The sequence below is a fragment of the Klebsiella sp. WP3-W18-ESBL-02 genome (genome assembly GCF_014168815.1).
Classification (GTDB): domain Bacteria; phylum Pseudomonadota; class Gammaproteobacteria; order Enterobacterales; family Enterobacteriaceae; genus Kluyvera; species Kluyvera ascorbata_B.
The window spans coordinates 1,212,749-1,238,682 of the sequence record NZ_AP021972.1 but is presented as its reverse complement, the minus strand read 5'-3'; the positions used below and the strand labels follow the sequence as shown (position 1 = coordinate 1,238,682).

Below are 25,934 nucleotides of genomic sequence, written 5' to 3'. Positions count from 1 at the left end.
CCATTGTGCCGTGTACCCAGACGGCACAATACGCTACCGACCGCGAAGAGAATAAAGGCCTGAAATTTAAATTCGGGAGAAGACTTTTGAGCAGCAGCCATTAATATCACCATCACTGCTGGCTGGATTTATTTTTATAAAAATTACAAAGATAAAAAATCTGCCATAACGGCAGATTCTTTTAATATATAATTAGAGATTTGCAACGTTATGATAAACTTTCTGAACATCATCGTCATCTTCAAGGGCATTAACCAGCCCTTCAAAGACTTCTAAATCTTCTGGCGAAAGTTCAATTTCTGATTGCGCGATCAGTTCTAATTCTGTTGATGTGAACTCAGTAATCCCGGCTGCTTTAAGCGCTGCAATGCCTTTATGAAGATCAGTTGCTTCGGTATAAATAACGATATTCCCTTCTTCTTCGGTTACATCGCGAACATCAACTTCAGCTTCCAGCAAAATTTCAAAAATACGGTCAGGATCGGTTCCTTTAAATACGATCACGCCAGTATTGTCAAACATATAGCTGACAGAACCCGTCGCACCAATATTTCCGCCTTTTTTATTGAAAATGTTGCGAACATTAGCAATGGTACGGTTTACATTGGAAGTCAGCGTTTCAGCGATAACCATGGAACCATTCGGCCCAAAGCCTTCATAACGCCCTTGTACGAACGTTTCGTCGCTGCCACCTTTAGCTTTATCAATGGCTTTATCGATAACGTGCTTTGGAACCTGCGCTTGCTTCGCACGTTCAATAACGAATTTTAAAGCTGAGTTTGATTCCGGGTCCGGCTCACCTTGTTTCGCAGCAGCATAGATTTCCACACCGAACTTTGCATATACGTTAGATGTTGCACCGTCTTTGGCGGTTTTTTTAGCAACAATGTTGGCCCATTTACGTCCCACTGGAATAGTCTCCTCGAAAATTTATTCACATTACATACCGGTTAATAACCCGCATGTTTTTCCGCCGCATTATATCATGACAGTTAAATACTCGTCTATGAAAATGAAAACACCTCGATTTTACGAGGTGTTACTTTAAATTCAACAATAGTTAACATTATGGATAAACCCTTTCAAATTCACCTTCCTATTCCTCTTTCATTATTCATAATTGGACCATCGTAATAATATTTAAAACCACAGCAATAACATTGGGAACTCTGGTATTAAAGCTGTTTATATCTTAGCGCCTCAACAATGACATTGAACGCCGCCGACGATTTCAAGCGACTGGTATAATATAAATAATATTCCGGATAGGTAATGGTGAAACGTTCAAGTACCGAGAGCAGTTTGCCAGAGGTAATATCATGTTGCACTAATGCCTGCGGAACATATGCAAATCCATAGCCGTCAAGGCAGGCTTGATGAACTTGATTAATGCCGTTAACAATAATCTGCCCCTGCACGCGTAACTTTTGCTCCTGCCCATTAATCAAAAACGTCCATGACAAATTCTGCCCATGCGTAGGCAACTGCAAATTAATACAGGGTAATGCCAGTAGCTGTTCCGGGTTTTCTGGTAAACCTTGCGCGGGCAGATGATCGCGCGACACCACGACCGCCATACGATGCTCGGCGCTAATCGGTATCGCAACCATATCCTGGGCGATCAGCCCTCCTCGGCGTACGCCAGCATCGAAACGCTCTTTGGCAATATCCACCAGGCCGTAATCCGTGATGAGCTCAAGGTGAATATCGGGATAGTTTCTCAGCACCGGCGCCAGTTTCGGCCACAATACCTGCTGGATAGCATATTCATCGGCGGAAATGCGCACCCTGCCCGCAGGCTTATCCCGCCATTCAGCCAGCTGATCCAACCCCTCGGCAATCTCTTCAATGGCTGGGCCAATCCGCTGCGCCAGACGTTCGCCCGCTTCGGTTAGCGTCAGGCTTCGGGTGGTGCGATTGAGCAATTTAAGCTGCAAACGGGCTTCCAGATTACTGATGGTCTGGCTCACCGCCGACTGCGACGTCCCGGCTTTTGCTGCGGCGCGCGTGAAACTGCCTTCCCGAACCACCGTCAGGAATATGAGGAGATCGTTGAGGTTCTCTTTGATCATATTAATAAGCCACGCTAATAACTGACATCACATTATTCCGTCTAATCAAAAGCAGTGTCCAGCCCTATCATCACTTCATCGTCACCGCACACGTCGCCCACGCTTTCGAAAACAGCGGAATGAATGACGATGGTCCGTTCGCCAAGGCGTCGTGTATTACCGCGGATAAACTGGCGAATGACGCAGGTAGCTGTTTGAAAGCAACAGTACGTTAGGCACCGCAACCCGTTTCAGGAGTTCATACAATGACGAACCAACAATCCGTTTCCTTTAGGCACAACAGCTGGCAGGTTGCAGCGACTCTCCGCTTCCCGGAGGGATTTACCCCGCATCAAAAATACCCGGCCATTGTCTGCGCTCACCCCATCAGTAGCTGCAAAGAACAGACATCGGGCGCAATCTATGGGCAAAAGCTGGCTGAGGCGGGATTTATCACTCTGGCTTTTGATGCGTCGACGCAGGGCGAAAGCGGGGGCGAGCCGCGTTTCAGCGAAAACCCGGCCACTCGGGTGGAAGATTTTCGCTGCGCCATCGACTATCTCGTGACCTTACCCTATGTCGATGAAGATCGCATTGGCGTATTAGGCGTCTGCGGCGGCGGCGGGTATGCCGTGAATGCCGCGACCACTGACCACCGTTTCCGTGCAGTGGCAACCGTGGTTGCTGCCAACTATGGACGCATCTTGCGTGAGGGAGACGCGAGCCCTGATGCCGCACTCAAGACGATTGAGGCGCTGGGTAAACAACGCACCGCGGAAGCCCGTGGAAGCGACCCTCTGGTGGTGGGCTACATTCCTGCCGATATGGCTGAGCTGGCCGAATCAGGCATTACCGATATCGACATCGCTGAAGCGGTGGATTATTACACCACCCCACGAGGACGTCAGACCGGCTCACCTAACAAACTGCGCTTTACCAGTATCGCCCCTGCGTTAAATTGGGATGCATTTGCCTTTACGGAAAAATTACTGACGCAGCCGCTGCATATTGTTATTGGCGATGTTCCCGGCGGTTTTGGCTCATACCGCGACGGCTATGAGCTGTATCAGCGCGCCCGCTCCACGGAAAAAACGCTTCAGGTTGTACACGGTGCCTCTCACTACGATCTGTACGATCGCCCGGAAGCCACGTCGCAAGCGCTGGCGCAGCTTATTCCCTTTTACCATCGGTATTTAGGTTCACCGGCAGGGCAGCCATCCTGATATTCCTGACGCACCAGCTCCGTGCCGGGATGGGCCTGGTGCGTTGAGTCAACGGCCGCCAATGTGGCACGCTGTCTCGCTACCAGCTCCCTCCCCGCCAGAGGTAGAGCGCCGCCGCTACCGCCGCGAGGTTTAAAACCACGCTGCCAAAAAACCAGCGTCTGAACGGCTGTTTCTGCGTTTTGTGGCGGAACGCCTGCTGCGCAAGCCAGGCGGCAGGCCACCCGCCTGCCAGCCCAAACGCCAGCAGCGTTTTTTCCGGTACGCGTTGCCAGCTTTTGCGGGAGGCAAGCTTATCCGCACCGTAAATCAGAAAGGTCAGGATGTTGATCAGTAGCAGCCACGCCAAAACGGGATAAACGAACCCAAAGCTGGCTATCAACGCCAGCACCAACAACCCCCAGCAAATTTTATTTATCATCACCCGCTAATCACCCAGAACCATGACGTCTCTACTCCCCTGAAAATGCAAACCGGAACAGTTTACCTGACGGGTCGCTACAGCGTTACTCGGCCGCCGGCTTTCCCGGCAAAAAGCCGAAAAAATTAGGCGCATAATTATTAACAGTGACAGGTAATTAACTGGAAAAACAGTCTGTTACCACCTGCATAAATTGACCAAAATCAAAGATGCATTTCGTTTGAATGTTCAATGCTGGACGCAACAGACCTTCATATGTAAGTCTATTTGATACTAATTATCATTATCATACTCATATACATTTACAGGTTTAATGATGCTACACACCGTCTCACGGGGGTCATTCGCACTCTCGGCCCTAGCGATATGTATTTCCACCACCGTGGGCACGACCACGGCAAACGCAGCACAAAACGCAGCGCCTAAAGAAGAAACGCTTGTGGTGACGGCGAATCGTGCGCAGAGCAGCCTCTGGGAAAGCCCGGCAACCATTCAGGTGATTGACCAGCAAACGCTGAAAAATGCCACCAGCACCTCCATTGCTGACGATCTGCAAGATATCCCCGGCGTTGAAGTCACCGATAACTCGCTGGCCGGCCGTAAGCAGATTCGCATTCGTGGCGAAGCCTCTTCTCGCGTATTGATCCTCATTGACGGGCAGGAAGTAACCTACCAGCGTGCTGGCGATAACTATGGCGTCGGTCTGCTGATCGATGAATCGGCGCTGGAACGTATTGAAGTCGTGAAAGGCCCTTATTCCGTGCTCTATGGCTCACAGGCCATCGGCGGCGTGGTGAACTTTATCACCCGGAAAGGCGGCGACAAGCCCATCGCGGGAACCGTAAAAGCGGTCTACAACTCCTCAACCGCAGGCTGGGAAGAGTCGGCCGCGGCCTGGGGCAGCATCGGACAATTCGACTACCGCATTAACGGCAGCTATTCCGACCAGGGCGACCGAAAAACCCCTGACGGCCGCCTGCCGGATACCCACAACCGCAATAACAGCCAGGCTATCTGGCTGGGCTATAACCTCGACAACCAGCACTTTGGCCTGTCGCTGGATCGCTACCGACTCTCTACCCAGACCTATTTTGAAGATACCGAAGGGGCTTATGACGCCTTTAGCGTAAAAATTCCGAAGCTGGAGCGCGAAAAAGTGGGCCTGTTCTACGATATAGACGTAGACGGCGACTACCTGAAAAAGATCCATATTGACGCTTATCAGCAGACGATCGAGCGCCAGTTTGAGAATGAGGTGAAAACCACGCAGGCCATTCCGAGCCCGATGATTCAGGCGCTGACCGTGCATAATCAGACCCACACGCACGATAAGCAGTATACCCAGGGCCTTACGCTGCAAAGCAATTTTACCCTGCTAGCGGATAACAACCTGGTGCTGGGCGCACAGTATAAACGCGACCGGGTATCTCAGACGTCAGCCGGGAATACCACCAATCAATCGGCGACCGGTTTGATCAATACCGCAACGCAAACCCGTTCTTATTACGAGTCAGAACAAAGCAATACCTCCCTGTTTGCGCAGAACGACTGGCACTTTGCCGACAACTGGACGTGGACGCTGGGCGCTCGCCAGTACTGGCTGTCATCAAAACTGACCCGCGGTGACGGTCAATCAACCGCTTCCGGCGTCACCAGCGATGCCTCGATCCCAGGGCAGTCAGCGCATGACAGCGAGCTGGTTACGTCGACCAGCCTGCGCTACTCCGGTTTCGACAACGTTGAGCTGCGCGCAGCGTTTGCCCAGGGCTACGTATTCCCTACGCTTTCGCAGCTGTTTATGCAAACGTCCGCCGGCGGCAGCGTGACCTACGGGAATCCGGACCTGAAAGCAGAACACTCCAATAATGTCGAATTGGGCGCTCGCTACAACGGTAACATGTGGCTGGTCGACGGTGCCGTCTACTATTCCGAAGCCAAAGACTATATCGCCAGCGTAGCCTGTGCAGGGGAAGCCGTCTGCAAAGGCAATAGCGCCACCTCACGCGGCGGCTACTATTACTACGACAACATGGACAAAGCCAAAACCTGGGGAATGGAGCTAAGCGCGGAATATAACGGCTGGGCCGTTTCCCCTTACATCAGCGGTAACCTGATTCGCCGCCAGTACGAAACCGCGACGCTGAAAACCACTCACACCGGTGAACCCACGATCAACGGCCGCGTTGGGCTCAAACACACGCTGATGCTAAACGCCGCGAACGTCACCTCTGACGTCTTTATCCGCGCTGCCTCAAGCGCTAAGGACGACAGCAGCGGTACCGAAACACGCAGCCCCGGCTGGGCAACGCTGAACCTGGCCGTCAATACCGAATTCGGTGCTAACGACCAGTATCAGGTCAACCTTGCTCTCAACAACCTGACCGATAAACGCTACCGCACGGCGCACGAATCCATTCCTGCGGCGGGCTTTAACGCGGCCATCGGCTTTGCCTGGAACTTCTGATGATGAAAAAACTCGCCATAGGATTACTGGCCTTAACCTGTGCGCTTAGCGCGCAGGCAGCCGAGCGCATTGTGGTTGCGGGCGGTTCGCTGAGCGAACTGATTTATGCCATGGGCGCGGGTGACCGCGTAGTCGGCGTTGATGAAACCACCAGCTACCCGCCAGAAACCGCGGCCCTGCCGCATATTGGCTACTGGAAACAGCTCAGCAGCGAAGGCATTTTGTCGCTGCGACCCAGCCGCTTTATCACCTGGCAGGACGCGGGGCCGCAGCTCGTCTTCGATCAGCTCCGGGCGCAGAAAGTAGACGTCGTTACGCTGCCGCGCGTTCCGGCAACCGTCGAGCAGATGTACGCCAATATTCACGCACTGGCGAAAACGCTGAACGAAGACGACAAAGGCAACGCGCTGGTTAACAACATTCGCCAGCGTCTGGCCAACGTCGCCCAAAGCACCGCCAGCCAGCCGGCGCCGGTTACCGCCCTGTTTATTCTCAGCGCTGGCGGCAGCGCGCCGCAGGTTGCCGGACAAGGCAGCGTTGCCGACGCCATTATGACGCTCGCGGGGGCGAAAAATGTCGCTCAGCATCCGCAGTATCGCAGCTACAGCGCCGAAGCGCTGATCGCCGCCAATCCGCAGGTCATTATCGTTACCTCACAGATGGTAGAAGGCGATATCAACCGCCTGAGCACCATCGCTGGCATCACGCGCACCGCCGCGTGGAAAAATAAACGGATCATCACTCTCGATCAGGCACTGATCCTGGGAATGGGCCCGCGCGTCGCCGACGCCGTTGAAACGCTGCACCGCCAGTTGTGGCCAAACTAAAGGATGTTGAAATACCCGTTATGCTGAATACCGACAACGAACTGGATCTCACCCCGCACTTCGCGCAGGAGGGCGGTCAGCCCTTCAAAGATCGCCGGGCGACGATGCCCTGGCGAGGCGCCGTTCCGATCGCCAAAGAACAGCTGGAGCCCACCTGGCAGCAGGTACTGAGCCAGGCCGCGCCGCCGCGCAAACGCCTGCTGTATCTGCACATTCCGTTTTGTGCCACCCACTGTACCTTCTGCGGCTTCTATCAGAACCGTTATGAAGAAGATAGCTGTGCGCGTTATACCGACGCGCTGCTGCATGAAATTGCGATGGAAGCCGATAGCGTTTTGCATCAGTCCGCGCCGATTCATGCGGTCTACTTCGGCGGCGGCACGCCTTCTGCGCTCTCCGCTCGCGATCTGGCACGCATTATTACCGCCCTGCGCGAACGTCTGCCGCTGGCACCGGACTGTGAGATAACCATTGAAGGCCGCGTGCTGAACTTTGATGACGCGCGCATCGACGCTTGCCTGGACGCGGGGGCAAACCGTTTCTCGATTGGTATTCAGTCATTTAACAGCAAAATCCGTAAAAAAATGGCCCGCACCTCCGACGGCCCTACCGCCATCGCCTTTATGGAAGGCCTGGTGCGCCGCGATCGCGCCGCGGTGGTGTGCGATCTGCTGTTTGGCCTGCCGGGACAGGATACCACGCTGTGGGGCGAGGATCTGGCGATCGCCCGCGATATCGGCCTGGACGGCGTAGATCTCTACGCATTGAACCTGTTGCCAAATACGCCGCTCGGCAAAGCGGTTGAAAATGGGCGCACTCAGGTACCGCAGCCAGCGGAGCGCCGCGATTTGTACCTCCAGGGCTGCGACTTTATGGCGCAGGCCGGATGGCGCTGTATTAGCAACAGCCACTGGGCGCGCACCACCCGCGAACGCAATCTCTATAACCTATTGATTAAGCAAGGCGCAGACTGCCTGGCGCTGGGTTCCGGCGCGGGCGGCTCAGTCAATGGCTATTCGTGGATGGTCGAACGCAATCTGAACAACTGGCATGACGCCATCGCTGCCGGCAAAAAGCCGCTGATGATGATGATGCGTACCGCCGACCGCGGCTTCCAGTGGCGACATACGCTACAGGCTGGCGTTGAAACGGCTCGCGTACCGCTGGACGATCTGACGCCACACGCCGCCCGTCTCGCTCCGCTGCTGGCACAGTGGCACCGCGCGGGATTAACCCAGGACGCTTCCACCTGTCTGCGTCTGACCAACGAAGGCCGTTTTTGGGCCAGCAACATTTTACAGTCTCTTGATGAACTGATTCAGGAGCTTAACGCACCGCGTATTGCGGTAGAAACCCCATAACAGGAGCTAATGATGAGCAACGTTTCTCTGCACGACTTTTTAAAAACCGAGCCCGACGGCACGCTGGAAGCCATCGCCGGGCAATACAACACCACGCTGCTGGACGTGGTACGCCATCTGCCGTCCCACACGCTGGTGAGCGGCGATCGGTTTGACACCATCTGGGACAGCGTTTGCCAATGGGGCAAAGTCACCACGCTGGTGCATACCGCTGACGTCATTCTGGAATTTACCGGCGAGCTGCCGTCCGGTTTCCACCGCCACGGCTACTTCAACCTGCGCGGTAAAAAGGGGATGACCGGCCACATCAAGGCGGAAAACTGCACCCACATCGCGCTGGTCGAACGTAAATTTATGGCGATGGATACCGCCTCAATCTTGTTCTTCAACGCCGCGGGTAGCGCGATGTTCAAAATCTTCCTCGGCCGCGATGATCACCGCCAGCTGCTGAGCGAGCAGGTTGATGCCTTCCGTACCCTGGCCGCCGCGCTGAAAGGGGATGCCTGATGAGCCCGTGGCTGATTTTTGGTGCCGGTGGACAGGGCGTGGGGGCCATGACGCTTGAGCGCGCGCGGGTCGAAAAACGCCCGGTCGTGGCGCTTGTGCGCACCGCTGAGGCCGCTGCACGTCTACAGGCTAGCGGCGTAACGACAATCGTCGGCGATGCCTGCGACGCCGAGTGCGTTGCGCAGGCCTGCCTGGCCGCGGGCCCGTCGGCCACGGTGATATCCACCATGGGCGGCGCGCACGACTACCTGGCGCACCGGACGGTCATTGATGCCGCGGAGCGCGCGGGTATCCGCCGGATGATTCTGGTGACCTCACTGGGCTGCGGCGACAGCTGGCCGTTCCTTTCCGAACGTGCGAAGGCGGCATTTGGTCAGGCGGTCAGAGAAAAAACGCTGGCGGAAAGCTGGCTTCAAACCAGCACGCTGGACTATGCCATATTGCGCCCCGGCGGCCTGCTTAACGGCGCGGGCAGCGGCAAAGCGCAGCGCATTCAGCAGCAGGAAGTACATGGTTTTGTGCAGCGTGCCGACGTGGCGGCGCATATTCAGGCGCTGGCCAGCGCCCCAACGCTCAATCATCAGGTTTACAGCCTGATCGAGCCGGGCCTTAAACCGGCCTAATCCCTTCGCGGCGCTGCCCGGCAGCGCCGCATCGATGTTATGGAGATTTGCGTGTTCAAGGATTCACTCTCATCCTTCAGCGTTTTTATCGGCCTGCTGCTGATACTGGCGATGCTCGTACTGGTTGGCGCCAGCCAGGGGGCGCTAAAAATCACCTTCACCTCCCTGCTGGACGAGCAATATCGCGATATCTGGCTCAATATTCGCCTGCCGCGCGTGCTGCTGGCCGTGCTGGTTGGCGGCGCGCTGGCAACGGCGGGGGTCATCATGCAGGGACTGTTCCGCAATCCAATGGCCGATCCGGGCCTGTTGGGCGTCAGCAGTGGTTCGGCGCTGATGGTCGGCATGGCGATTATCTTTCCGCTTTCACTCCCCGCGGTGATGATGCTGTATGAACAGATGATCTTCGCCGTCGCCGGCAGCCTGGTGGTTTGCGCGGTGATCTTTCTCATCAGCCTGCGCCACACCCACGGCGGCATGATGCAGCTGCTGCTGGCGGGCATCGCCATCAATGCCCTGTGCGGCGCGGCGATAGGTATCCTGAGCTACATCGGCGACGAGCAACAGCTGCGCCAGCTTACGCTTTGGATGATGGGCAGCCTCGGGCAGGCGCAGTGGCCCACGCTGATCGTAGCAGCCTCCTTTGCGCTTCCCGCCATGCTCGCCACCGCCTGGCTGGCAAACACGCTTAACCTGTTACAGCTCGGGGACGAAGAGGCGCACTACCTCGGCGTCAACGTCAAACGCAGGCGCCAGCAGCTGTTATTGCTGAGTTCGCTGCTGGTCGGCGCGGCGGTATCGGTCAGCGGGGTGATTGGCTTTATTGGTCTGGTTATCCCGCATCTTATCCGCATGACCATCGGCGCCGACCACCGCTGGCTCATCCCCTGCTCAACGCTGGCAGGTGCCAGCCTGCTGCTGGTCGCCGACACCCTGGCGCGTACGCTGGTCCAGCCCGCAGAAATGCCGGTAGGTCTGCTGACCAGCCTGATCGGCGGCCCCTACTTTTTATGGCTGATTTTACGTACCCGGAGAGCGCTATGATTGACGCCCGTAACCTGACGTACAGCATTCAGGGGCGACGCCTGACGAATAACGTCTCTCTGACGCTACCCGGCGGCGAAATTGTGGCTATTCTCGGGCCGAACGGCGCGGGGAAATCCACCCTGCTACGCCAGCTAACCGGTTATCTGCAGCCGGATAGCGGCCAGTGTTCGCTGTTAGGTAAGCCACTTAGCGAATGGCCAACGGCAGAGCTGGCGAGAACGCGAGCGGTCATGCGCCAGAACTGTCACATGGCCTTTCCGTTCAGCGTGATGGAAGTGGTGCGTATGGGCCGCCACCCTCACCGAACCCGCAATCCGGGTGACGAAAGCGAGCGCATTCTGGCACTCTGCGGCTGTAGCGAGCTGGCCGCTCGCGACTATCGCCATCTTTCCGGTGGCGAACAGCAGCGGGTGCAGCTGGCACGATTACTGGTACAGTTGTGGGAGCCCGAGCCCTCGCCTAAATGGCTGTTTCTTGATGAACCCACGTCGGCGCTGGACATTCACCACCAGCAGCACCTGTTTCGCCTGCTCCGTCAACTGGTGCAGGAACGTCAGTTTAACGTCTGCTGCGTGCTGCACGATCTCAACCTCGCCGCACGCTACGCCGATCGCATCATACTGCTGGAAAAGGGGCGAGTCGTCAGCAACGGTACGCCGCAGGAGGTGTTGACCGAACCGGCGCTGCGCAGCCTTTACCAGGCCGAAATGCGCGTTACGCAGTCCCACGATGACGCGCCGCTCATCGTGCTGGAACGATGATAATTGTCAGGTGGTGAAAACCGCCTTGGGAACACAATGATTCAATTACAGTTTATTCCTAGAGCCGCATCAGAATGTCTGTGCCATGCTTTCTAACGCTCACAAACTGATGAGGATTTAAGATGAAAAAAACAACGATTGCACTTTCAGCACTCCTGCTGGCTTCCCCGGTTTTCGCTGCGACCACACACGCTACCGATGAGACGGTCGCCGAGGCTCAGGCGCACGCGAATACTGCCAAAGAGAAACTGCATCAGGCGCAAAATCAGGGCGAAGAGCTAAAACTGAAATCCAAACACGCCGCTGAAGGCAAAAGCGACAGCGTCGGCAGTCAGGTCAGCGAAGGCGCTCAGAAGACCTGGCACAAAACCAAAGAAGGCACGGAAAAAGGGTGGGATGCCACCAAAGAAGGTGCGCAGAAAGGCTGGAACAAAACCAAAGAGACGTCCCAGAAAGGCTGGGACGCCACGAAAAAAGGTGCTGAAGAAGGCTGGGATAAAACCAAAGAAGGTGCCGCTGACCTGCAGAAAAAAGTTAGCGAATAACGTTCTTCCCCCGCTCGACACCCGACGCCCAATGGAAACATTGGGCGTTTTTTTTCGCCTGATCTACCCCTTCGTTATATATTGACTTATATATCGAAAGCTCACATCATATTCATCACACAAATAATAATAGCTGTTCCCCTCATGCGTCGATGGTAACTCGCTTACCACCAGTCTTTCCGCTAACACACTGAATTCAAAATGTTCTCTTATAAAAGCAAACCGTTCAATATGGGCCTACTGGCGCTGTCATGCCTGGCCATCACCCATCCTGGCTACGCTGAAGACACCATGGTGGTCTCCGGTAGTTCCACAGCGGCAGCAGAAGGCACGCAGCAAGAGCCGCTGGCCTCACAAAAAGAAGCCACGATCGGCGGGCTGGGTAAGCGCGCACTGATTGATGTTCCATGGTCGGTACAAACCCTGTCGTCGTCGTTGATAAACCAACAGCAGCTAAAAAGCGTTAAGGATGTTTACCGCTATATGCCTTCCGTTCAGGGAGAGGGCGTCCGACCGCAAACCCGTGGCATGCAGGGCAGCGTGGTGCAAAACCATATGATTGATGGCCTGAACGCTGTCTCCACCACAGAATACGCCGCTGAACAGTTCCAGAGCGTGGAGGTCCTGAGCGGTCTTGCGGGATCGCTTTATGGCCCAGCCAACCCTGCCGGGATGTTTAATCTGGTCTCCAAACGCCCCACCGACACTCCGCTGCACCGCGTCACTGTAGGTGCTAGCACCGGCAACGGCGCGTTAACCGCGCTGGATTTCAGCGGACCGATTGACGACGGTGACCGCGTCAAATATCGCCTCAACCTGCTCAATGACGAGGGCCATGGCTATACCAGCGGCAGCCATAAACGCCGCCAGCTGGCGAGCCTGGGCCTGGACTTCCAGCTGACCGATAAAACGGTACTGGAGAGCAACTTCAGCTACTACCACTATTATGAAAAAGGCATGGCCGGGTCGTTTGCATTGGCCAAAGGCGTACACTTCCCTTCCCCGCTTGACGCAACCAAAGCGAAATACGGTCAGCGCTACGCAGGTAATGACGATGAAACCAGCACCGCCAGCCTGCATCTGAAGCATGATTTCGACGGAAACTGGCTGCTGGACGTCGGCGTGCTGCGCCAGATAGCGGATCGGGAATCAACCACCGTGACCAACACGCTGACCGACAATCGCGGCAGTTACACCACCACCACCGCCAACTCGGCCGCCAGCCGCTTTACGATCAATAGCTATATGGCTAACCTGACCGGCAGCGTCGACACCGGCTGGTTAACGCACGATATCAGTACCGGCGTACGCGGCTTCGTGTGGAAAAACTATAATCCGGTAAACGGAGGGACCTTCACGCTCGGTCACTCCTCGCTGGATCAGCACCCAACCTATCCACGACCGCCGTACCCGGACTTTAACCGTCGCTATCAATCCGCCACCACGACTCAGCACGCTTTTCTGCTGAGCGACACGCTGCACTTTAGCCCGCAGTGGAGCCTGCTGCTTTCCGGCAGTGAAAACCTGTTCACGGTCAGTAACTACAATAAGTCCCGTCAGCAGACCAGCGATAAAAAGGATCGCGGGGCCAGCGGTTCAGCCAGCCTGATGTATAAGCCACTGGACAATATCACCCTGTACACCACCTGGGCTGATAGCATGCAGCAGGGTGATACCGCACCGGCAGGCGCCAGCAATGCCGGACAGATCCTCGACCCGTACCGTAGCCATCAAATTGAAGTGGGGGCCAAATATGCTCCGATTGACGATCTGATGCTCTCTGCCGCGTTATTCCAGGCGAAACGTCCGTTCGCCTACACCAATGAGAGCGGCGATTTTGCCGAAGACGGCACGCAGAAAAACCGAGGTCTGGAGCTGATGGCTGACGGGCACGTCACGCGTAACCTGCGCCTGTTCGGCGGTGCCACCTGGCTCGATCCGCGTCTGCACGACACGGCAAGCGCAAGCGCTAACGGCAAACAGGTCGTCGGCCTGCCGCGATTCACCGCCAGCATGCTGGCGGTATATAGCCTCGAGCAGTTGCCGGGCGTCGATGTTGACACCAATGTACGCTACGTCGGTCGCCGCGCGACCGATAATGCCAACGATAGCTGGGTCGGAAGCTATACGACCGTCGACGTAGGCGGGAGCTACGCGACACGCATGTTCAATACGCCGGTCACCTTCCGTCTGGACATCACCAACCTGACCAATCGCCGCTACTGGACCAACGTGGTCCCGGGCGCGCTGACCGGTTATACCGGCGCGGGCTACGCCAGCGCACAGCTGGGCGCACCGCGTCAGGCTGAGCTCTCCATGCAGATTGATTTTTAAGGAGCACTCATATGAAACGTCGCCATGCGTGGTTACTCTGCGCGTGGCTAGCCTTCCCCGCCCTGGCCTCACGTCAGGTCGGGGATGATGCTGGTCATACCGTAACAGTACCCGATCGGGTTAGCGCAATTGCCGACGGCTGGTTTGCGCACCATTCGGTGCTGATGACCCTGGGTGCAGGCAGCCTGATTGTCGCCACCGTTAACCATCCCGAAAGCCAGCCGTGGATGTTTAAAATCACCCCGACGCTCCATCACGCCCTCCAGGTTCGCGGCACGGCCTTTAACCCGGAAAGCCTATTGGCAAAACGGGTGGATCTGGTCTTTACCGCCAGGGGTAACGATCGCGCAGAAAGCTACCGTCAGGCTGGCTTACCGACGCTCGAGATGGCATTTACCGATTATCCCTCATTGATGAAATCCGTCACTACCACCGCTGAAGCGCTGGGAACACAAACGGCACGTCAGCGTGCGGCGGATTACAACCAGTATCTACAATCGGTCCTCCAGAACGTGCAGCATAAAACGCAGGGGCTTACCGACGCACAGCGTCCAACGGTACTGCATATCCAATCGCTCAAGCCGTTGAAAGTGGACGGAAGCAAAACGCTGATCGACACCTGGATAACGCTGGCCGGCGGCAAAAATGCGGCGGCGGGTATAGAGGGAAATATGAGAGAAGTCTCGCCGGAACAGGTACTGGCCTGGCAACCCGATGTGATCATTCTGGGCGCGAACTGCGGTTCTCTGGCGAATTCTGCCTACGCCGGGCTGTTCGCCGGGCTGAAGGCGGTGAAAAACAATCGAGTGCAACAGAACCCTGCGGGCGTTTTCCCGTGGGATCGCTATGGCACCGAAAGCGCGCTACAAATTCAATGGGCGGCAGCCATGCTGCATCCAGACTTATTTCCGGACGTTAACATGGCAAGCGTGACGCAGGCGTTTTACCGCCGTTTCTTTGACTACCCGCTGAACGACGCAGAAGCGCTGCGCATTTTACAGGCGCTGCCGCCATCCGACGTTTAGCCGCGCCGGATGGCGCGGCATAGCAACGGCAAGCGTCAGTTATAAATCAGCGTAAATGTCGCCATGCTGTTGGCCGTGCCGGCACTCACGGTACTGCCCGTCTGTACGTACTGCGCAGTAAAGTTGATACGCTCGGCGCTGGAGACGCTGCTGGCCTTCACGTTCTTCAGCACCGGCAGATTCGCCGATTCGTTAAGCTTCACCGCGGTGCCAGCGGTCGGTGCCGGCGCGTCGTTACTGCCATAGCTCAGCTTAATACCCACGCCTTTAGCCGTACCCTCGCCCTGGGTTAATGCCAGCGTATCCGGCAGGCTGGCGTCGGCCTCCAGGCCGAAAAAGCCGATGCGTACGTCCGTTGGCTGCGAGCAGTACACCGGGATGGCAAAGTTTTGCGCGCTGCCGCCGGTGGTATTGACGCCTTTGAACGCGGATTTATTGACTGATCCCAGGCCAACATTGATGGTCGTTGTCGCGACCTCGCAGCTGCCGCTGGAGCCAATATCCACGTTCAGGGCCGACAAACTCAGGAACGTCGGCGACGAGGTGGCCGTGCCGTTTCCTGAAGCATCCTGCTGTTCCATATACAGCTTCCCGACCTGCGGCTGCGACTCCACGTTAGCGTGGTTACCGCTGACCAACTGCACATCGCCAATTTTATAGAAGGTGACATACGCCTTCACAATAATCTCACGCTCGGAAAGCAGTGAAGGCAGATCGGCACTGTCGCACACGGTGACCGACTCTTTCCCTGCCGGAGAAGACGTGCCATCGATGTAGTGCACCGCCCCGCCGTTGCACTGAAAGCCCAGCGAATAGCCCAGCCCGCTGAGCTTACTGGCAAAAATGTGCACCCCGTTCACCGCGATAGCGGCACCGGAAGTATCTACCTGCTGGTAAATCAGCCTTTTCCAGGCGGAAGCCGGTGCCTGCAGGTCACAGGTAAAGTGAATACCGCTGCCGTTATCCGCCAGCGAATGCGACATCTGCGAATTGACCGGCAGCGTCGGCAGGTACTGCACGTTCTGGGTGTTAATGGTCATGTCGCCAACGGTGGTGTTGCAGCTTTCCGCCCACACCCGTGGGCTGCTGATCCCCGCGACCAGCAATATCAGCCAGCCAAAAAGAGCATATCTTCGATTCATATTCGCGACCTTTTATAAACAGGTGACGCTGGCGGTTTTGACCGGCCGACGTTGCTGATTGTCAGGAAGATGGAAGTGGGCCACGCAGGTTTGCGTAGCGTTATGGTCATCCCAGCGCACCTCAAGGGTGCCTTCATCCGGCACGCCGCTCAGGTACACCTGCCCCTGATCGGCGACGATACCGGTCGCCGCATCGTCATCGCCTTTAACCCTCGCGCTGGCGCCAAACGGCAGCGGCCCGCCGCGTCCGCGCAGGGTGAACAGCACCCGATTCCCCAAGTGCGTGGCATAATCCGCCTCGACGATAGCGCCGCCGCCAGGGATGACCGTTTGTCCCAGCAGCTCCACGTCGGCATCATCTGGAATGGTTTCGGTATTCAGGCTGATGTCGTTTTTACGGTAGGCGGTCAGCGTGGGCACAATCGCATAGCCGCGCCAGTCGGTGTGCACGTCCGTGCCATTCTCGATATCCACGTTGTCGGCGCCTGGCGCGCGAACCACGGCAAAGCTGTCGCCGGTGTACTGGCCGAAAGTGACGCCGTGAGGATGGGCTACGATGGAACCGGAAGCGCCCCAGGTTATCTGATTGCTGATTTTGTCATGCTGGTAACCCACCTGCGCTTCACCGTAGCCGCCGCGATAGTCCAGAGACACGCCGCTGTTGCTGCCCTGGCCGTTGTTACCGTACCCCTGCTGCACGCTGTAGAAGAGATTGTTTTTCTCCAGCGCCGAGCCGTAGAGTGAAGCCTGCTGCGAGGCGTGGCCTGCGTTATCGGTGGTGCTGCTGTAGCTGACAGAGCTGCCCGGCAGCATTTTGCCCAGCGGTACGTTCAGATTAAATGACCACGAGCGATCGGCTTTTTTATATTCTGACGATGCGGTGTAGTAGTAGCCCACGCCCCAGGAGACGCCTTTCCAGGCGCTATAAAAACCGACGTGCACTGTCTCATCATGGCCGCGAGCGTGCCAATAAGTCTGCGTCCAGGCCGATGCGGACAGGCTGCCAAGGCTGCCCAGCATTTGTGAAAGCGAGAACTCTTCGCGCGTGCGTTTATTATCCGTGACGCCGTAGCGGCCTTCCAGCGCATTCGCCTCGCTGAAGTCATAGTAACCGCTGGAGGAATAGCGATAGCTTGCCAGGCTGAGCGATGTGCCGCTGCTGGCAAACTCTTTCTGGTACTGCAGGCGCGCTGAGTTGCCGCTGTAGCGCCGATTTGACGGCGTGCGGGTCGTCGCGCGGATGTAATCAAAGCCTAACGATCCCAGTTCGCCAAAACCGTGTCCCAGCCCGGCGGACCAGGCCTGATAATCGTCCGCCACCTGCGCGCCGCCGTAGAACGTGATATCGGCAGGCAGCCCGTAGAACAGCGTCGACTGCACAAACTGCGGCTCACGGGTCTGTGGCTGCGTGGAATAAAAGCGTCCGGCGCTGACGCTGTACTTCACCCGTCCCTGTCGCAGCATAAACGGCACGGCGGAAAACGGCTGGGTAAACTTTCGCTCAGAGCCGTCGCTTTCTTTAACCGTCACCTCCAGATCGCCGCTCTGCGAGGTCGGATAAAGATCGTTAATCGCGAACGCGCCGGGGGCGACGAAGGTTTCATAAATCACATAACCATGCTGGGAGACGGTTACTTTGGCATTGCTGTGGGCCATACCGCGAATAACCGGGGCGAATCCGCGCTGGCTGTCCGGCAGCATCTCTTCTTCCGACATCAGCTGCGCGCCGCGGAACTGCACGCTATCAAACACGTCGCCGCTGGTATAGGTATCACCAATGCGCAGCTGGCTCTTCAGCGCCCGCACATCGTGCTGCAGGTAGGTACTCTGTGAACGCCAGCGGCGGGTTTTGTCATACTGCATGGAGGCAATATTACGTAGCCGCCAGCCGCCGAGGTTAACGCCGCTGCGCAAATTGAGGTAGTCCGTTTGCGTTGTGCGTTCGTCTTCATGGGACTGGGCGCCGCTGAGGTTATAGTCAACAAACGCCGCCGGAATGCCGTCGTCCCAGCGTGACGGATCGACGTACCCGCGGCTTTTAAGGTTCAGCGCCGCCTGCGGAATGCTCAGATTCAGCCGCTGGCTGGCGAAATCAAAATGGCTGCTGGCATCGGGGATAAAGCGTTCAATATGGGTTAACGTTTCGCCATCATGTAACTGCTCGAACGCGGGGAAGGCGCTGATGTTGACGCCATAATCCGCCAGCTTCTCTGGCGTAAGCACCGGCAGCAGACCATCACCGCCGTCGATAAATTCCACCGTCTCCTGTGCAACCTGCTGGTTGTTCACCCACACCGTTACGGGGTAGCTCCCCGGCTGCTGGCCGCCCGACCTGGCGAAGTAATGTAAATCGGCGGTTTTTTGCTGCGGGTCAGACAATTCAACGGCCGCCGGGTCAAAGTAATCGTCAGCCCAGACTGCAGGGTTGTAACACAAGACGAACAGTGCCGTCGGCACGCAGGCCAGCAGCACGGCGGTACCGAGTGTAGTATCGTCGTTCCGGGAGTCTGAGGTTGTCGTCTTCACGCTGGGGCCCGTAATAATTACCGTTGAGTGAAATCAGTCACACCGCCAAAATCATTTATCGCCCGCCATTTCACGGTACCTAAGCGGCTAATCGGCCACGTTTTGTCGCTGAACGGCGCAATCATGCCCGGAGACTCCAGCTCCTGACCGCCGACCGAAAGGGAGAAAAATGAAACAAAATAAGGGGTAGGATTATGAGCGGTCAGTTCTGAACCCACGGAATGGAACGTTAGCTGTTTCCAGGCTTCCGTCACATCACCGGCAAGATGATTTGGCCGATAGAAGATCTTAAATTTTGACTTAATATTGACCTGTAATTTATTGTCTTCACCCTGTTTCGAGGGGGCGATACTTTTAACGTTTAACCAAAATACGGACTCACGGTCGTTGGGTAAATTTGCGCCAGTGTAGTTAATACGTAGTATATTTTTTTGTTCAGGGTCAAGGCGAAACAATGGCGGGGTCACAATAAAAGGCGGCTGACTTTTATCTGTGGCGGAAAAATTCTCCACCCACGACTGTACTAAATAGGGTGTAGACGTATCGGCATTACTTACCGAAATAGAGGCTTCTCGTTTTCCTTCTTGGTAAATTACGCGAGTTCCTCCCATGACAATACCGGCCTGAGCCGTCGTCGATAAAATAAATGCAGAAAGAGCTATGCTCGCGATAAATCGATTCATAGGAATGACCAGCGTTATTAGATAAAGCAAAAATTGAGCAGAAGTTGCCTTCTGCTCACGGCTTAATTAGTTATAAACCATATTAAAATCGGCCACGCCATTCGCGGTACCGGTCGTTACCGTTGCGCCTGTAGAGGCGTAGTCAGCGTAGAAGGTCAGATCGGCAGAGCCGGCATCATCGCCTTCAACAACCGCGTGTTTTGCCGACACGACGCCAGGGATAACCTGTTTAGTCTGGTCATCTTCATACAGTTTGATGCCCACGCCGGTTGCGCCAGATTCAACGGCCAGCAGGGAAGAATTGATTTTATCTTTGTTACCGTCAAACAGTACGGAGACCTGCTCTACGGAATCCGGGCAGTCTTTGACCTTGATGTGGAAAGCGGTTTTGGTGGTTTCAGTGCCTACGCCGGTGAAATAGGATTTTGCCCATTTACCAAGGTCGACGGTCTGGTTAGCGGTGCTGCTATCAACGTTACAAGATGAATCGGTGATTGAACCGGTGAATTTTACCTGGCCGCCGGTGCCCTGTGTACCCGCATCGGAACCTGGGTTCGTCGATACGGACGCGATAGCTGCGCCAGATACGAGTGCGGCTACGACACATGCCATAATGCGGAGTTGTGATTTCATTCTTGGTCTCTTCTTAACTTAATATTTATGCAGGAATATCTGAGAATAAATATTATTCCCCAGCGTCCCGCCGTCATATCCTCCCTGTTTATATGGTTTTGTTCCGTCTGTAGAGTATAACGTATTCATTCGACTCAAATAATAACCAGTAAAGGCCGAATAATTATTATTCAGCAAGATCGGTTAATCATTAATGTATTAGGAATACGTAGCTAATAATATTCTTATTTAGATATGATGCAACCTGTGATTAAGTAAAATACCCGTGACAGTATTTAATTCAGATACAAAAGTTTCAACAAGCGTGACCACATGTTGTATTTGAAATTACATCACACAAAACTCCCAGCGAATCAGAGCTATTGAATTTAACACTTAATGAGATAATTTAACCGAGTTAACGTTGTTATGCATATTCTCGCCTGTCTTTTATGACAAAAAATGCGGTGCTCAAATAAAACTAGGAATATTCCCATTATTATTCCGTTTATTTATTTTCAACTCACTTAACCATTAGCATACTAATGAGTTTGCCGACTGCGCAAATATCTCTCGCAATGTATTCCCGATTAGTTTAGCATTTACTAAATTAAGTAAAACCTAAACTAACTATGACCCCAAATGAACTGCTTCAGTCCCTTGCCGGCGAGGCCGCCGCGCTACTCAAAGCGATGAGCAACCCTCGCCGGCTGCTGATCCTTTGTATGCTCTGCGACGCACCGGGCACCAGCGCAGGCGATTTAGCCAAAGCCTGCGGGTTAAGCCCGTCCGCGACTTCACAGCACCTTGCGCGCATGCGGGAAGAGCGGCTGGTTGACTGTCGGCGCGAGGCACAGCGTCTTCACTATTTCATCAAAAACGAGGCGGTGCAGCAGATAGTCGCCACCTTAAAAACGCTCTACTGCCCCTGAGGAGCCCCTGCATGACGACCGAAACGATTTCCCCGAAAGAAGCCTTCGCCCTGACCGAACAGGGTGCTCTGCTGATTGATATTCGCGACGCCGATGAATATGCCCGCGAACATATACCTGCCGCTCGCCTGCTTCCGCTCAGCGCCATTGAGCAAGGTGCAACCGTGCAGGCGTCCGCAGCGGACGTGGTGATTTTTCACTGCCAGTCCGGTAACCGTACCCGTAACAATCTCGCCCGCCTTGTCGCAGCGGCCGCGCCTGCACAGGTGAACATTGTTGAAGGTGGGATTGATGGCTGGCGTCAGGCCGGTCTGCTCACCGTTGAAGATAAATCACAGCCGCTACCCCTAATGCGCCAGGTACAGATTGCGGCTGGCGTGCTAATTTTACTGGGCGTTATCCTCGGCTATAGCGTTTCCAGCGCCTTCTTCCTGCTCAGCGCATTCGTTGGCGCGGGCTTAACCTTTGCCGGGGTGACGGGTTTTTGCGGCATGGCGCGGCTGTTAGTCTCGATGCCGTGGAACCGTCGTTGACGGCTGCCGCCGCGGCGACAAGATATCACCCTCTATAACAAAGGAGTTCGTGGATGTTTGCACCTGGCGATCTGGTTCAGTCCAAAATGGGCGGACCAAAACTCAAAGTCATTGAAGCGCATGAAGATAGCATCGTCGCCGTACAGGCAAGCGATGAGCACGGTAAACAATACACCCTGAAAAACGACGACGTTGCCCCGTACCATGAAGAGGGAGACTTTGGCGTCTGCTGAGTGCTTTCTGCGGTGAGCATCGCTCGCCGCTTCCTTCCCCCCTTCAGTTGCATGATTACCCAAATTTCACGCATATCTCAAAAATCTAACATCCAACATTTAATGCTAATAAAAAGCCCAAAATCTGGATAAAAAAACCAATAGCGATAGCGATCACAATAAAATCAGCATCGCACGCCGACGCGTGAATCATGCCGGCATTTACGCCCATCACACTCCGGCGAACTCACCACATAACACAATGATTTTAATCATTAAAATAACCTTCAAAAACAAAAATAGCGTAGCGCTCAAAAAACAATCAACGGCAGAGTATTTTATTGACAAAAACGCATTAAATAAAAATATTTCACTAGTTGTTTGTTTTATTGTAGATGGATAACCTATACGCGTCGTACAAACCAATCCAAAACGCCTAAAAAAACGTTTTCACTCAGTTATAACGTCCATTTTCGAGGAGCATACCGATGTTCTCTGCGCAGTCACGCCTGCGTCATGCGGCAGCAGACACTTTCGCCATGGTGGTCTACTGTTCCGTCGTGAACATGATGATTGAAATATTTCTCTCGGGAATGACCTTCGAGCAGTCACTTTCATCACGTCTGGTTGCTATTCCGGTCAACATTATTATTGCCTGGCCATACGGTCTGTATCGTGACTTTATTATGCGCCAGGCGGCGCGTATCAGCCCGGCAGGTTGGGTGAGAAGAGCGGCGGACCCGCTGGCGTACGTGACCTTCCAGTCGCCGGTGTACGTTATGATTCTGCTGAGCGTTGGCGCCGACTGGCACCAGATTGCCGCGGCGGTCAGCTCTAACGCGGCGATCTCGCTGGTGATGGGGGCGGCTTACGGCTACTTCCTCGATTTCTGCCGTCGCCTGTTCCGTGTGGAACAATATACCCAGGCAAAAGCCTGATAGACGCGCAATAAACGACTGGCGATGCCAGTCGTTTATTCATACGTTCTCGCCAAATAACCCATCTAAAAAGCGTTCTAACGCCATTCGTGAACTAAAACCGTGCGGAATGCCGTAGTGCTGTTCAACATCGCCGCCGAGATACAGCGGGAACTGTTCATAGTGATCGCAAGCTTTAATATCAGACGCCGGTTCGGCAAATTTATAGCTTCGGTCTTTAAGCCCCGGATGAATAATCAACGCAGTGCGCCCCATCCGCGCTTCGCGGTTAACGTAGACGTAATTCTCACCGCGGCGATAGCCGTAGGCTTTGGGGGTTACCGCATCCATGGTAAAGCCCGCTTTTTCAAGCACGCGCGCTACCTCGTCAGGTCGTAAATACATATTTTTTCCTCGTTATCTTTTACTGCATCGCCACCTTACATGAATCAGTATTCGTCTCGCTTTCAGATAATTCCAGAAACTCATTAATTCCCGGCAATTTATAGCGTATGGCCTACACTTAACGCTCAATACAAATTCGAGGAGGCCGAGATGCCAAAGTTGTTTAATCGCAATGAAGCTGACGACGAAGTACAAGATATTCATAACGATGTCAGCCAATTAGCCGACAGTCTGGAAGATATTCTGAAGAGCTGGGCCAGTGAAAATAAAGATGAGGTAGATACCGCTCGTCGTAAGGCTAAAGCGTTACTCAGCGAAACCCGCGCACGTATTCACGGCCGTAGCCGCATACAGCAAAGCGCATGCGACGTTGCCGAAACGGCAGACAGCTATATTCGCGATAAACCGTGGCAAAGTGTGAGCGCGGCCGCGGCGGTAGGTATTTTTATTGGCGTATTATTGGGATCGCGCCGATAATATAACCACAATGATGTTGATAATAAAAACGCGTCTCCCCCGGAGTGTCTCTGATGCTCCGGGGTTTTTATTTTAGCGCCCGCCGTAGCGCCGCCACCTGCTCGTCAGCCATCGCCTGCGAAATAAGATTCGTAAAGCTCATTATCAGCCCGCCTCGTCCACCTGTCGCTATCCGCCAGTCGCTGATAGCCTGTACCGCCAGGCCAGCCTCACGGGCCCTGCGCGCCATCGCGAGATCGTCCCCCTCGACCGTCACCACCAGTTGAATGCCGCCGGATTGCGCCACAACCTGAAAACCCTGAGCCACGAGCGCGGTTTCCAGCCAGCGGCGACGCTGGGCATAGTGAATGCGCATTTTCTTCAGATGGCGCCAGAAGTGACCTTCGCGTAGAAAGTCTGCCAGCGTGTGCTGCCAGAGCAGCGGCACCGGGCAGGCCGCACGCTGAGCCTGACGACGAAACGCCGCCACCAGCGGCAGCGGAACCACCAGCCAGGCGGTCCGCAGCGCTGGAAACAACGATTTGCTGAACGTCCCTACATAAATCACCCGCTGTGGCGCATCCAGACTCTTCAACGGCGGCAGCGGCTTGCCGTGATAGCGAAACTCGCTGTCATAATCGTCTTCAATGACCCACGCCCGCTGGTGTGCCGCCCAGTCGAGCAGCTGTCGCCGACGCGGCAGCGACAGCGCCACGCCGGTCGGGCTCTGGTGAGCCGGAGTTAATAGCGCAAATCGCGCGTCGCCGGCATGCTGTAATGCCCAGTCAATATTCATCCCCTCGTCGTCAACCGGCACCGGGTGCAGGCTTACGCCCTCCTCTGCCAGCGTCGGGCGGATCAGCGGGAAGCCGGGATCTTCTACCCACATGCTCTCACCGCGCCCATCCAGCGCTTTAAGCGCCAGGCTCATAGCCGCCGCATAGCCCGAAGTGATAAACACCTGACCGGCATCGCACTCAATGCTCCGCGACAGCCGCAGGTACTCGACTATCGCCTGACGCAGCGCCAGTTCACCACACACATCGCCCAACGCGAGGTCAAAGCGGGTTTGCGTACGCAGCCTGCGCCCCATTACCCGAGCCCATAGCCCGCGCGGAAAGAGATCCAGCGCGGGCAAGCCAAGCTGGAACGGCAGCGGCTGGAACTGCTCGCCGCCAAAACCAAGCGGCTCCGCTGGCGTGGCTTCCAGCGTTAAGTGATGACTGACATACGTCCCTGCCTGCCCGCGTCGTTCAAGCCACCCCTGCGCCACCAGCTCCGCATAGGCGTTCTCCACCGTCACTCTGGAGACACCAAGCTCCTGAGCGTAGAGGCGACTGGACGGCAGACGCCTGCCCGCACTCAGTTCACCTTGTTCAATCGCCGCCTTCAGCTGACGAGCGATTTGCTGGTATCGCGGTACATGGCGCGTTTTCATGGTCTTATTTTTTACCCAGAATATGGCTATCTTTTTAGGGCCATTATAGTGCTATTTTTGTCTCATCTTGAACGAGGAGAAAGACAATGACTGCACTACGCCAACCCTATAGTGAACTGAGCCCAGCGGTCTATGCCGGGCTGGTACAGGCGAGCATCGCGCTGGAAAAGAGCATGCTGGAACGCCCGCTGCTTGAGCTGCTGTACCTGCGGGTGTCACAAATTAACGGCTGCGCGTTTTGCCTGGAGATGCACAGCAACGCGCTGCGCAAAGCCGGTGTGGAACAGACCAGGCTGGACGCGCTAGCTGGCTGGAGAGTGAGCGATCGCTTCAGCGATGCAGAACGCGCCGCGCTGGCCTGGGCGGAAGATCTGACGCACATCGCCGAAACACACGCCGAAGATGACGTCTACCAGCCGCTGCTGGCGCATTTTAGCGCGGAACAAATTAGCGATATGACCTTTGCTATCAGCCTGATGAACGCCTTTAACCGTCTGGCTGTCGGTATGCGGATGTAAGCCAGAATCGCCCGTGACTATTCATCATTCACGGGCGATTTGACGTTGTAAATAATGCCTCAATCCTCGCCAATATACGCCCACATTTTTCGCCGGGATATTTCTTATCAAACGGCCATGATCATACAAATAACTCACGCTAATTCACGGTGATTTTTCCGACAATATTCATGCCATTTTTCCGATCGCCTGCAAATTTTCCAGCTTAATTTACAAAAAAATCAACAGGCGCTAATTTGCGGCTCAGCCCTTATATCATGGGAAATGAGCGCACGATCGCCCTGCCTGATATTTCTGATAAGAACAGGTTGAGGGTTGTCACATCATCTGAATGTGCTAGGGTATAAAAAGGTAATTATTCTCATCAGGTA

Annotated in this window: 26 protein-coding genes; 17 read left to right on the top strand and 9 right to left on the bottom strand. The window is 55.1% G+C overall.

The features are described from left to right. Window positions 1-192 precede the first annotated feature (192 nt). Both H7R56_RS05995 and H7R56_RS05990 read right to left on the bottom strand, forming a co-directional pair. Window positions 193-909 (bottom strand): YebC/PmpR family DNA-binding transcriptional regulator, encoded by a 717-nt coding sequence (locus H7R56_RS05995; protein ID WP_106928379.1) that lies wholly within the window; start codon window positions 907-909, stop codon window positions 193-195. Window positions 910-1,175: 266 nt separating this feature from the next. After that, window positions 1,176-2,072, bottom strand: coding sequence for a LysR family transcriptional regulator (locus tag H7R56_RS05990; protein WP_223878946.1), 897 nt, complete (start codon window positions 2,070-2,072; stop codon window positions 1,176-1,178). A 245-nt stretch (window positions 2,073-2,317) separates the two neighbouring features. Between H7R56_RS05990 and H7R56_RS05985 the strand changes: the two genes are divergently transcribed. Continuing rightward, the gene (locus H7R56_RS05985) at window positions 2,318-3,274 is read left to right on the top strand and encodes an alpha/beta hydrolase (protein WP_106928377.1); all 957 of its coding nucleotides are present in this window, start codon (window positions 2,318-2,320) and stop codon (window positions 3,272-3,274) included. A 79-nt stretch (window positions 3,275-3,353) separates the two neighbouring features. Here the strand turns inward: H7R56_RS05985 and H7R56_RS05980 are convergent, their stop codons facing one another. Then, window positions 3,354-3,698 carry a DUF1294 domain-containing protein gene (locus tag H7R56_RS05980; protein WP_106928375.1) on the bottom strand — a complete coding sequence of 115 codons (345 nt, stop codon included), beginning with the start codon at window positions 3,696-3,698 and terminating at the stop codon, window positions 3,354-3,356. Between the two features lie 313 nt (window positions 3,699-4,011). Here H7R56_RS05980 and H7R56_RS05975 point away from each other — a divergent pair, with 313 nt between their 5' ends. The 10 genes from H7R56_RS05975 to H7R56_RS05930 all read left to right on the top strand — a co-directional run bounded on the left by H7R56_RS05975 (window position 4,012) and on the right by H7R56_RS05930 (window position 15,189). Further along, complete coding sequence (locus H7R56_RS05975) at window positions 4,012-6,159, top strand: TonB-dependent receptor (protein WP_106928373.1); 2,148 nt, start codon at window positions 4,012-4,014, stop codon at window positions 6,157-6,159. Between the two features lie 2 nt (window positions 6,160-6,161). Next, window positions 6,162-6,986, top strand: coding sequence for a heme/hemin ABC transporter substrate-binding protein (locus H7R56_RS05970; RefSeq protein ID WP_106928438.1), 825 nt, complete (start codon window positions 6,162-6,164; stop codon window positions 6,984-6,986). Between the two features lie 23 nt (window positions 6,987-7,009). After that, a complete protein-coding gene (gene hutW, locus H7R56_RS05965; RefSeq protein WP_106928436.1) occupies window positions 7,010-8,347 on the top strand; it encodes a heme anaerobic degradation radical SAM methyltransferase ChuW/HutW in 1,338 nt (445 codons plus the stop codon). A gap of 12 nt (window positions 8,348-8,359) precedes the next feature. Further along, the gene (hutX, locus tag H7R56_RS05960; protein WP_106928371.1) at window positions 8,360-8,854 is read left to right on the top strand and encodes a heme utilization cystosolic carrier protein HutX; all 495 of its coding nucleotides are present in this window, start codon (window positions 8,360-8,362) and stop codon (window positions 8,852-8,854) included. Continuing rightward, window positions 8,854-9,477: an SDR family oxidoreductase gene (locus H7R56_RS05955; RefSeq protein ID WP_106928369.1), complete on the top strand. Its 624-nt coding sequence runs from the start codon at window positions 8,854-8,856 to the stop codon at window positions 9,475-9,477. Before hutX ends, H7R56_RS05955 begins: the two co-directional genes overlap by 1 nt. 51 nt (window positions 9,478-9,528) lie before the next feature. Continuing rightward, window positions 9,529-10,521 (top strand): FecCD family ABC transporter permease, encoded by a 993-nt coding sequence (locus tag H7R56_RS05950; protein WP_227673946.1) that lies wholly within the window; start codon window positions 9,529-9,531, stop codon window positions 10,519-10,521. Next, entirely contained in the window at window positions 10,518-11,285 is a 768-nt protein-coding gene (locus H7R56_RS05945; protein ID WP_106928367.1) for a heme ABC transporter ATP-binding protein, read from the top strand. Before H7R56_RS05950 ends, H7R56_RS05945 begins: the two co-directional genes overlap by 4 nt. Window positions 11,286-11,407: 122 nt before the next feature. Further along, the gene (locus tag H7R56_RS05940) at window positions 11,408-11,830 is read left to right on the top strand and encodes a hypothetical protein (protein ID WP_106928366.1); all 423 of its coding nucleotides are present in this window, start codon (window positions 11,408-11,410) and stop codon (window positions 11,828-11,830) included. A gap of 201 nt (window positions 11,831-12,031) precedes the next feature. Then, entirely contained in the window at window positions 12,032-14,164 is a 2,133-nt protein-coding gene (locus tag H7R56_RS05935; RefSeq protein ID WP_106928364.1) for a TonB-dependent receptor, read from the top strand. Window positions 14,165-14,175: 11 nt separating this feature from the next. Then, entirely contained in the window at window positions 14,176-15,189 is a 1,014-nt protein-coding gene (locus tag H7R56_RS05930; protein ID WP_106928362.1) for an ABC transporter substrate-binding protein, read from the top strand. Window positions 15,190-15,224: 35 nt separating this feature from the next. Here H7R56_RS05930 and H7R56_RS05925 read toward each other — a convergent pair whose 3' ends face one another. The 4 genes from H7R56_RS05925 to H7R56_RS05910 form a co-directional block, all read right to left on the bottom strand. Beyond that, the gene (locus tag H7R56_RS05925; protein WP_106928360.1) at window positions 15,225-16,331 is read right to left on the bottom strand and encodes a fimbrial protein; all 1,107 of its coding nucleotides are present in this window, start codon (window positions 16,329-16,331) and stop codon (window positions 15,225-15,227) included. Window positions 16,332-16,343: 12 nt separating this feature from the next. Then, window positions 16,344-18,857, bottom strand: coding sequence for a fimbria/pilus outer membrane usher protein (locus tag H7R56_RS05920; protein ID WP_106928358.1), 2,514 nt, complete (start codon window positions 18,855-18,857; stop codon window positions 16,344-16,346). A gap of 17 nt (window positions 18,858-18,874) precedes the next feature. After that, window positions 18,875-19,540 (bottom strand): fimbrial biogenesis chaperone, encoded by a 666-nt coding sequence (locus H7R56_RS05915; protein ID WP_106928356.1) that lies wholly within the window; start codon window positions 19,538-19,540, stop codon window positions 18,875-18,877. 66 nt (window positions 19,541-19,606) lie between these two features. Then, window positions 19,607-20,173, bottom strand: a complete 567-nt coding sequence (locus H7R56_RS05910; RefSeq protein WP_106928354.1) for a fimbrial protein — start codon at window positions 20,171-20,173, stop codon at window positions 19,607-19,609. Between the two features lie 611 nt (window positions 20,174-20,784). On the opposite strand from H7R56_RS05910, the gene H7R56_RS05905 reads away from it, so the two are divergent. The 4 genes from H7R56_RS05905 to H7R56_RS05890 all read left to right on the top strand — a co-directional run bounded on the left by H7R56_RS05905 (window position 20,785) and on the right by H7R56_RS05890 (window position 22,767). Then, window positions 20,785-21,084, top strand: coding sequence for an ArsR/SmtB family transcription factor (locus H7R56_RS05905; RefSeq protein WP_106928352.1), 300 nt, complete (start codon window positions 20,785-20,787; stop codon window positions 21,082-21,084). 11 nt (window positions 21,085-21,095) lie between these two features. After that, a complete protein-coding gene (locus H7R56_RS05900) occupies window positions 21,096-21,617 on the top strand; it encodes a rhodanese family protein (protein WP_106928350.1) in 522 nt (173 codons plus the stop codon). A gap of 53 nt (window positions 21,618-21,670) precedes the next feature. Further along, the gene (locus tag H7R56_RS05895) at window positions 21,671-21,850 is read left to right on the top strand and encodes a hypothetical protein (RefSeq protein ID WP_106928348.1); all 180 of its coding nucleotides are present in this window, start codon (window positions 21,671-21,673) and stop codon (window positions 21,848-21,850) included. A gap of 467 nt (window positions 21,851-22,317) precedes the next feature. Then, window positions 22,318-22,767, top strand: coding sequence for an L-alanine exporter AlaE (locus H7R56_RS05890; protein ID WP_106928346.1), 450 nt, complete (start codon window positions 22,318-22,320; stop codon window positions 22,765-22,767). A gap of 39 nt (window positions 22,768-22,806) precedes the next feature. Here the strand turns inward: H7R56_RS05890 and H7R56_RS05885 are convergent, their stop codons facing one another. Beyond that, on the bottom strand, window positions 22,807-23,151 hold the full coding sequence (locus H7R56_RS05885) for a DUF2002 family protein (RefSeq protein WP_106928344.1): 345 nt from the start codon (window positions 23,149-23,151) through the stop codon (window positions 22,807-22,809). A 150-nt stretch (window positions 23,152-23,301) separates the two neighbouring features. Between H7R56_RS05885 and H7R56_RS05880 the strand changes: the two genes are divergently transcribed. Beyond that, window positions 23,302-23,628 carry a DUF883 family protein gene (locus tag H7R56_RS05880; protein ID WP_106928342.1) on the top strand — a complete coding sequence of 109 codons (327 nt, stop codon included), beginning with the start codon at window positions 23,302-23,304 and terminating at the stop codon, window positions 23,626-23,628. Between the two features lie 67 nt (window positions 23,629-23,695). On the opposite strand, the gene H7R56_RS05875 is transcribed toward H7R56_RS05880, so the two are convergent. After that, window positions 23,696-25,045 carry a MocR-like pyridoxine biosynthesis transcription factor PdxR gene (locus H7R56_RS05875; RefSeq protein WP_106928340.1) on the bottom strand — a complete coding sequence of 450 codons (1,350 nt, stop codon included), beginning with the start codon at window positions 25,043-25,045 and terminating at the stop codon, window positions 23,696-23,698. Window positions 25,046-25,131: 86 nt separating this feature from the next. Here H7R56_RS05875 and H7R56_RS05870 point away from each other — a divergent pair, with 86 nt between their 5' ends. After that, complete coding sequence (locus H7R56_RS05870) at window positions 25,132-25,563, top strand: carboxymuconolactone decarboxylase family protein (RefSeq protein ID WP_106928338.1); 432 nt, start codon at window positions 25,132-25,134, stop codon at window positions 25,561-25,563. The last annotated feature ends 371 nt before the right edge of the window (window positions 25,564-25,934 follow it).

Coding starts and splice junctions, on each gene's coding strand:
- H7R56_RS05880 (WP_106928342.1), top strand. CDS start 23,302: ATGCCAAAGTTGTTTAATCGCAATGAAGCTGACGACGAAGTACAAGAT.
- H7R56_RS05975 (WP_106928373.1), top strand. CDS start 4,012: ATGCTACACACCGTCTCACGGGGGTCATTCGCACTCTCGGCCCTAGCG.
- H7R56_RS05885 (WP_106928344.1), bottom strand. CDS start 23,151: ATGTATTTACGACCTGACGAGGTAGCGCGCGTGCTTGAAAAAGCGGGC.
- H7R56_RS05900 (WP_106928350.1), top strand. CDS start 21,096: ATGACGACCGAAACGATTTCCCCGAAAGAAGCCTTCGCCCTGACCGAA.
- H7R56_RS05985 (WP_106928377.1), top strand. CDS start 2,318: ATGACGAACCAACAATCCGTTTCCTTTAGGCACAACAGCTGGCAGGTT.
- H7R56_RS05905 (WP_106928352.1), top strand. CDS start 20,785: ATGACCCCAAATGAACTGCTTCAGTCCCTTGCCGGCGAGGCCGCCGCG.
- H7R56_RS05940 (WP_106928366.1), top strand. CDS start 11,408: ATGAAAAAAACAACGATTGCACTTTCAGCACTCCTGCTGGCTTCCCCG.
- H7R56_RS05890 (WP_106928346.1), top strand. CDS start 22,318: ATGTTCTCTGCGCAGTCACGCCTGCGTCATGCGGCAGCAGACACTTTC.
- H7R56_RS05915 (WP_106928356.1), bottom strand. CDS start 19,540: ATGAATCGATTTATCGCGAGCATAGCTCTTTCTGCATTTATTTTATCG.
- H7R56_RS05970 (WP_106928438.1), top strand. CDS start 6,162: ATGAAAAAACTCGCCATAGGATTACTGGCCTTAACCTGTGCGCTTAGC.
- hutX (WP_106928371.1), top strand. CDS start 8,360: ATGAGCAACGTTTCTCTGCACGACTTTTTAAAAACCGAGCCCGACGGC.
- H7R56_RS05945 (WP_106928367.1), top strand. CDS start 10,518: ATGATTGACGCCCGTAACCTGACGTACAGCATTCAGGGGCGACGCCTG.
- H7R56_RS05895 (WP_106928348.1), top strand. CDS start 21,671: ATGTTTGCACCTGGCGATCTGGTTCAGTCCAAAATGGGCGGACCAAAA.
- H7R56_RS05955 (WP_106928369.1), top strand. CDS start 8,854: ATGAGCCCGTGGCTGATTTTTGGTGCCGGTGGACAGGGCGTGGGGGCC.
- H7R56_RS05990 (WP_223878946.1), bottom strand. CDS start 2,072: ATGATCAAAGAGAACCTCAACGATCTCCTCATATTCCTGACGGTGGTT.
- H7R56_RS05935 (WP_106928364.1), top strand. CDS start 12,032: ATGTTCTCTTATAAAAGCAAACCGTTCAATATGGGCCTACTGGCGCTG.
- H7R56_RS05925 (WP_106928360.1), bottom strand. CDS start 16,331: ATGAATCGAAGATATGCTCTTTTTGGCTGGCTGATATTGCTGGTCGCG.
- H7R56_RS05910 (WP_106928354.1), bottom strand. CDS start 20,173: ATGAAATCACAACTCCGCATTATGGCATGTGTCGTAGCCGCACTCGTA.
- H7R56_RS05875 (WP_106928340.1), bottom strand. CDS start 25,045: ATGAAAACGCGCCATGTACCGCGATACCAGCAAATCGCTCGTCAGCTG.
- H7R56_RS05930 (WP_106928362.1), top strand. CDS start 14,176: ATGAAACGTCGCCATGCGTGGTTACTCTGCGCGTGGCTAGCCTTCCCC.
- H7R56_RS05870 (WP_106928338.1), top strand. CDS start 25,132: ATGACTGCACTACGCCAACCCTATAGTGAACTGAGCCCAGCGGTCTAT.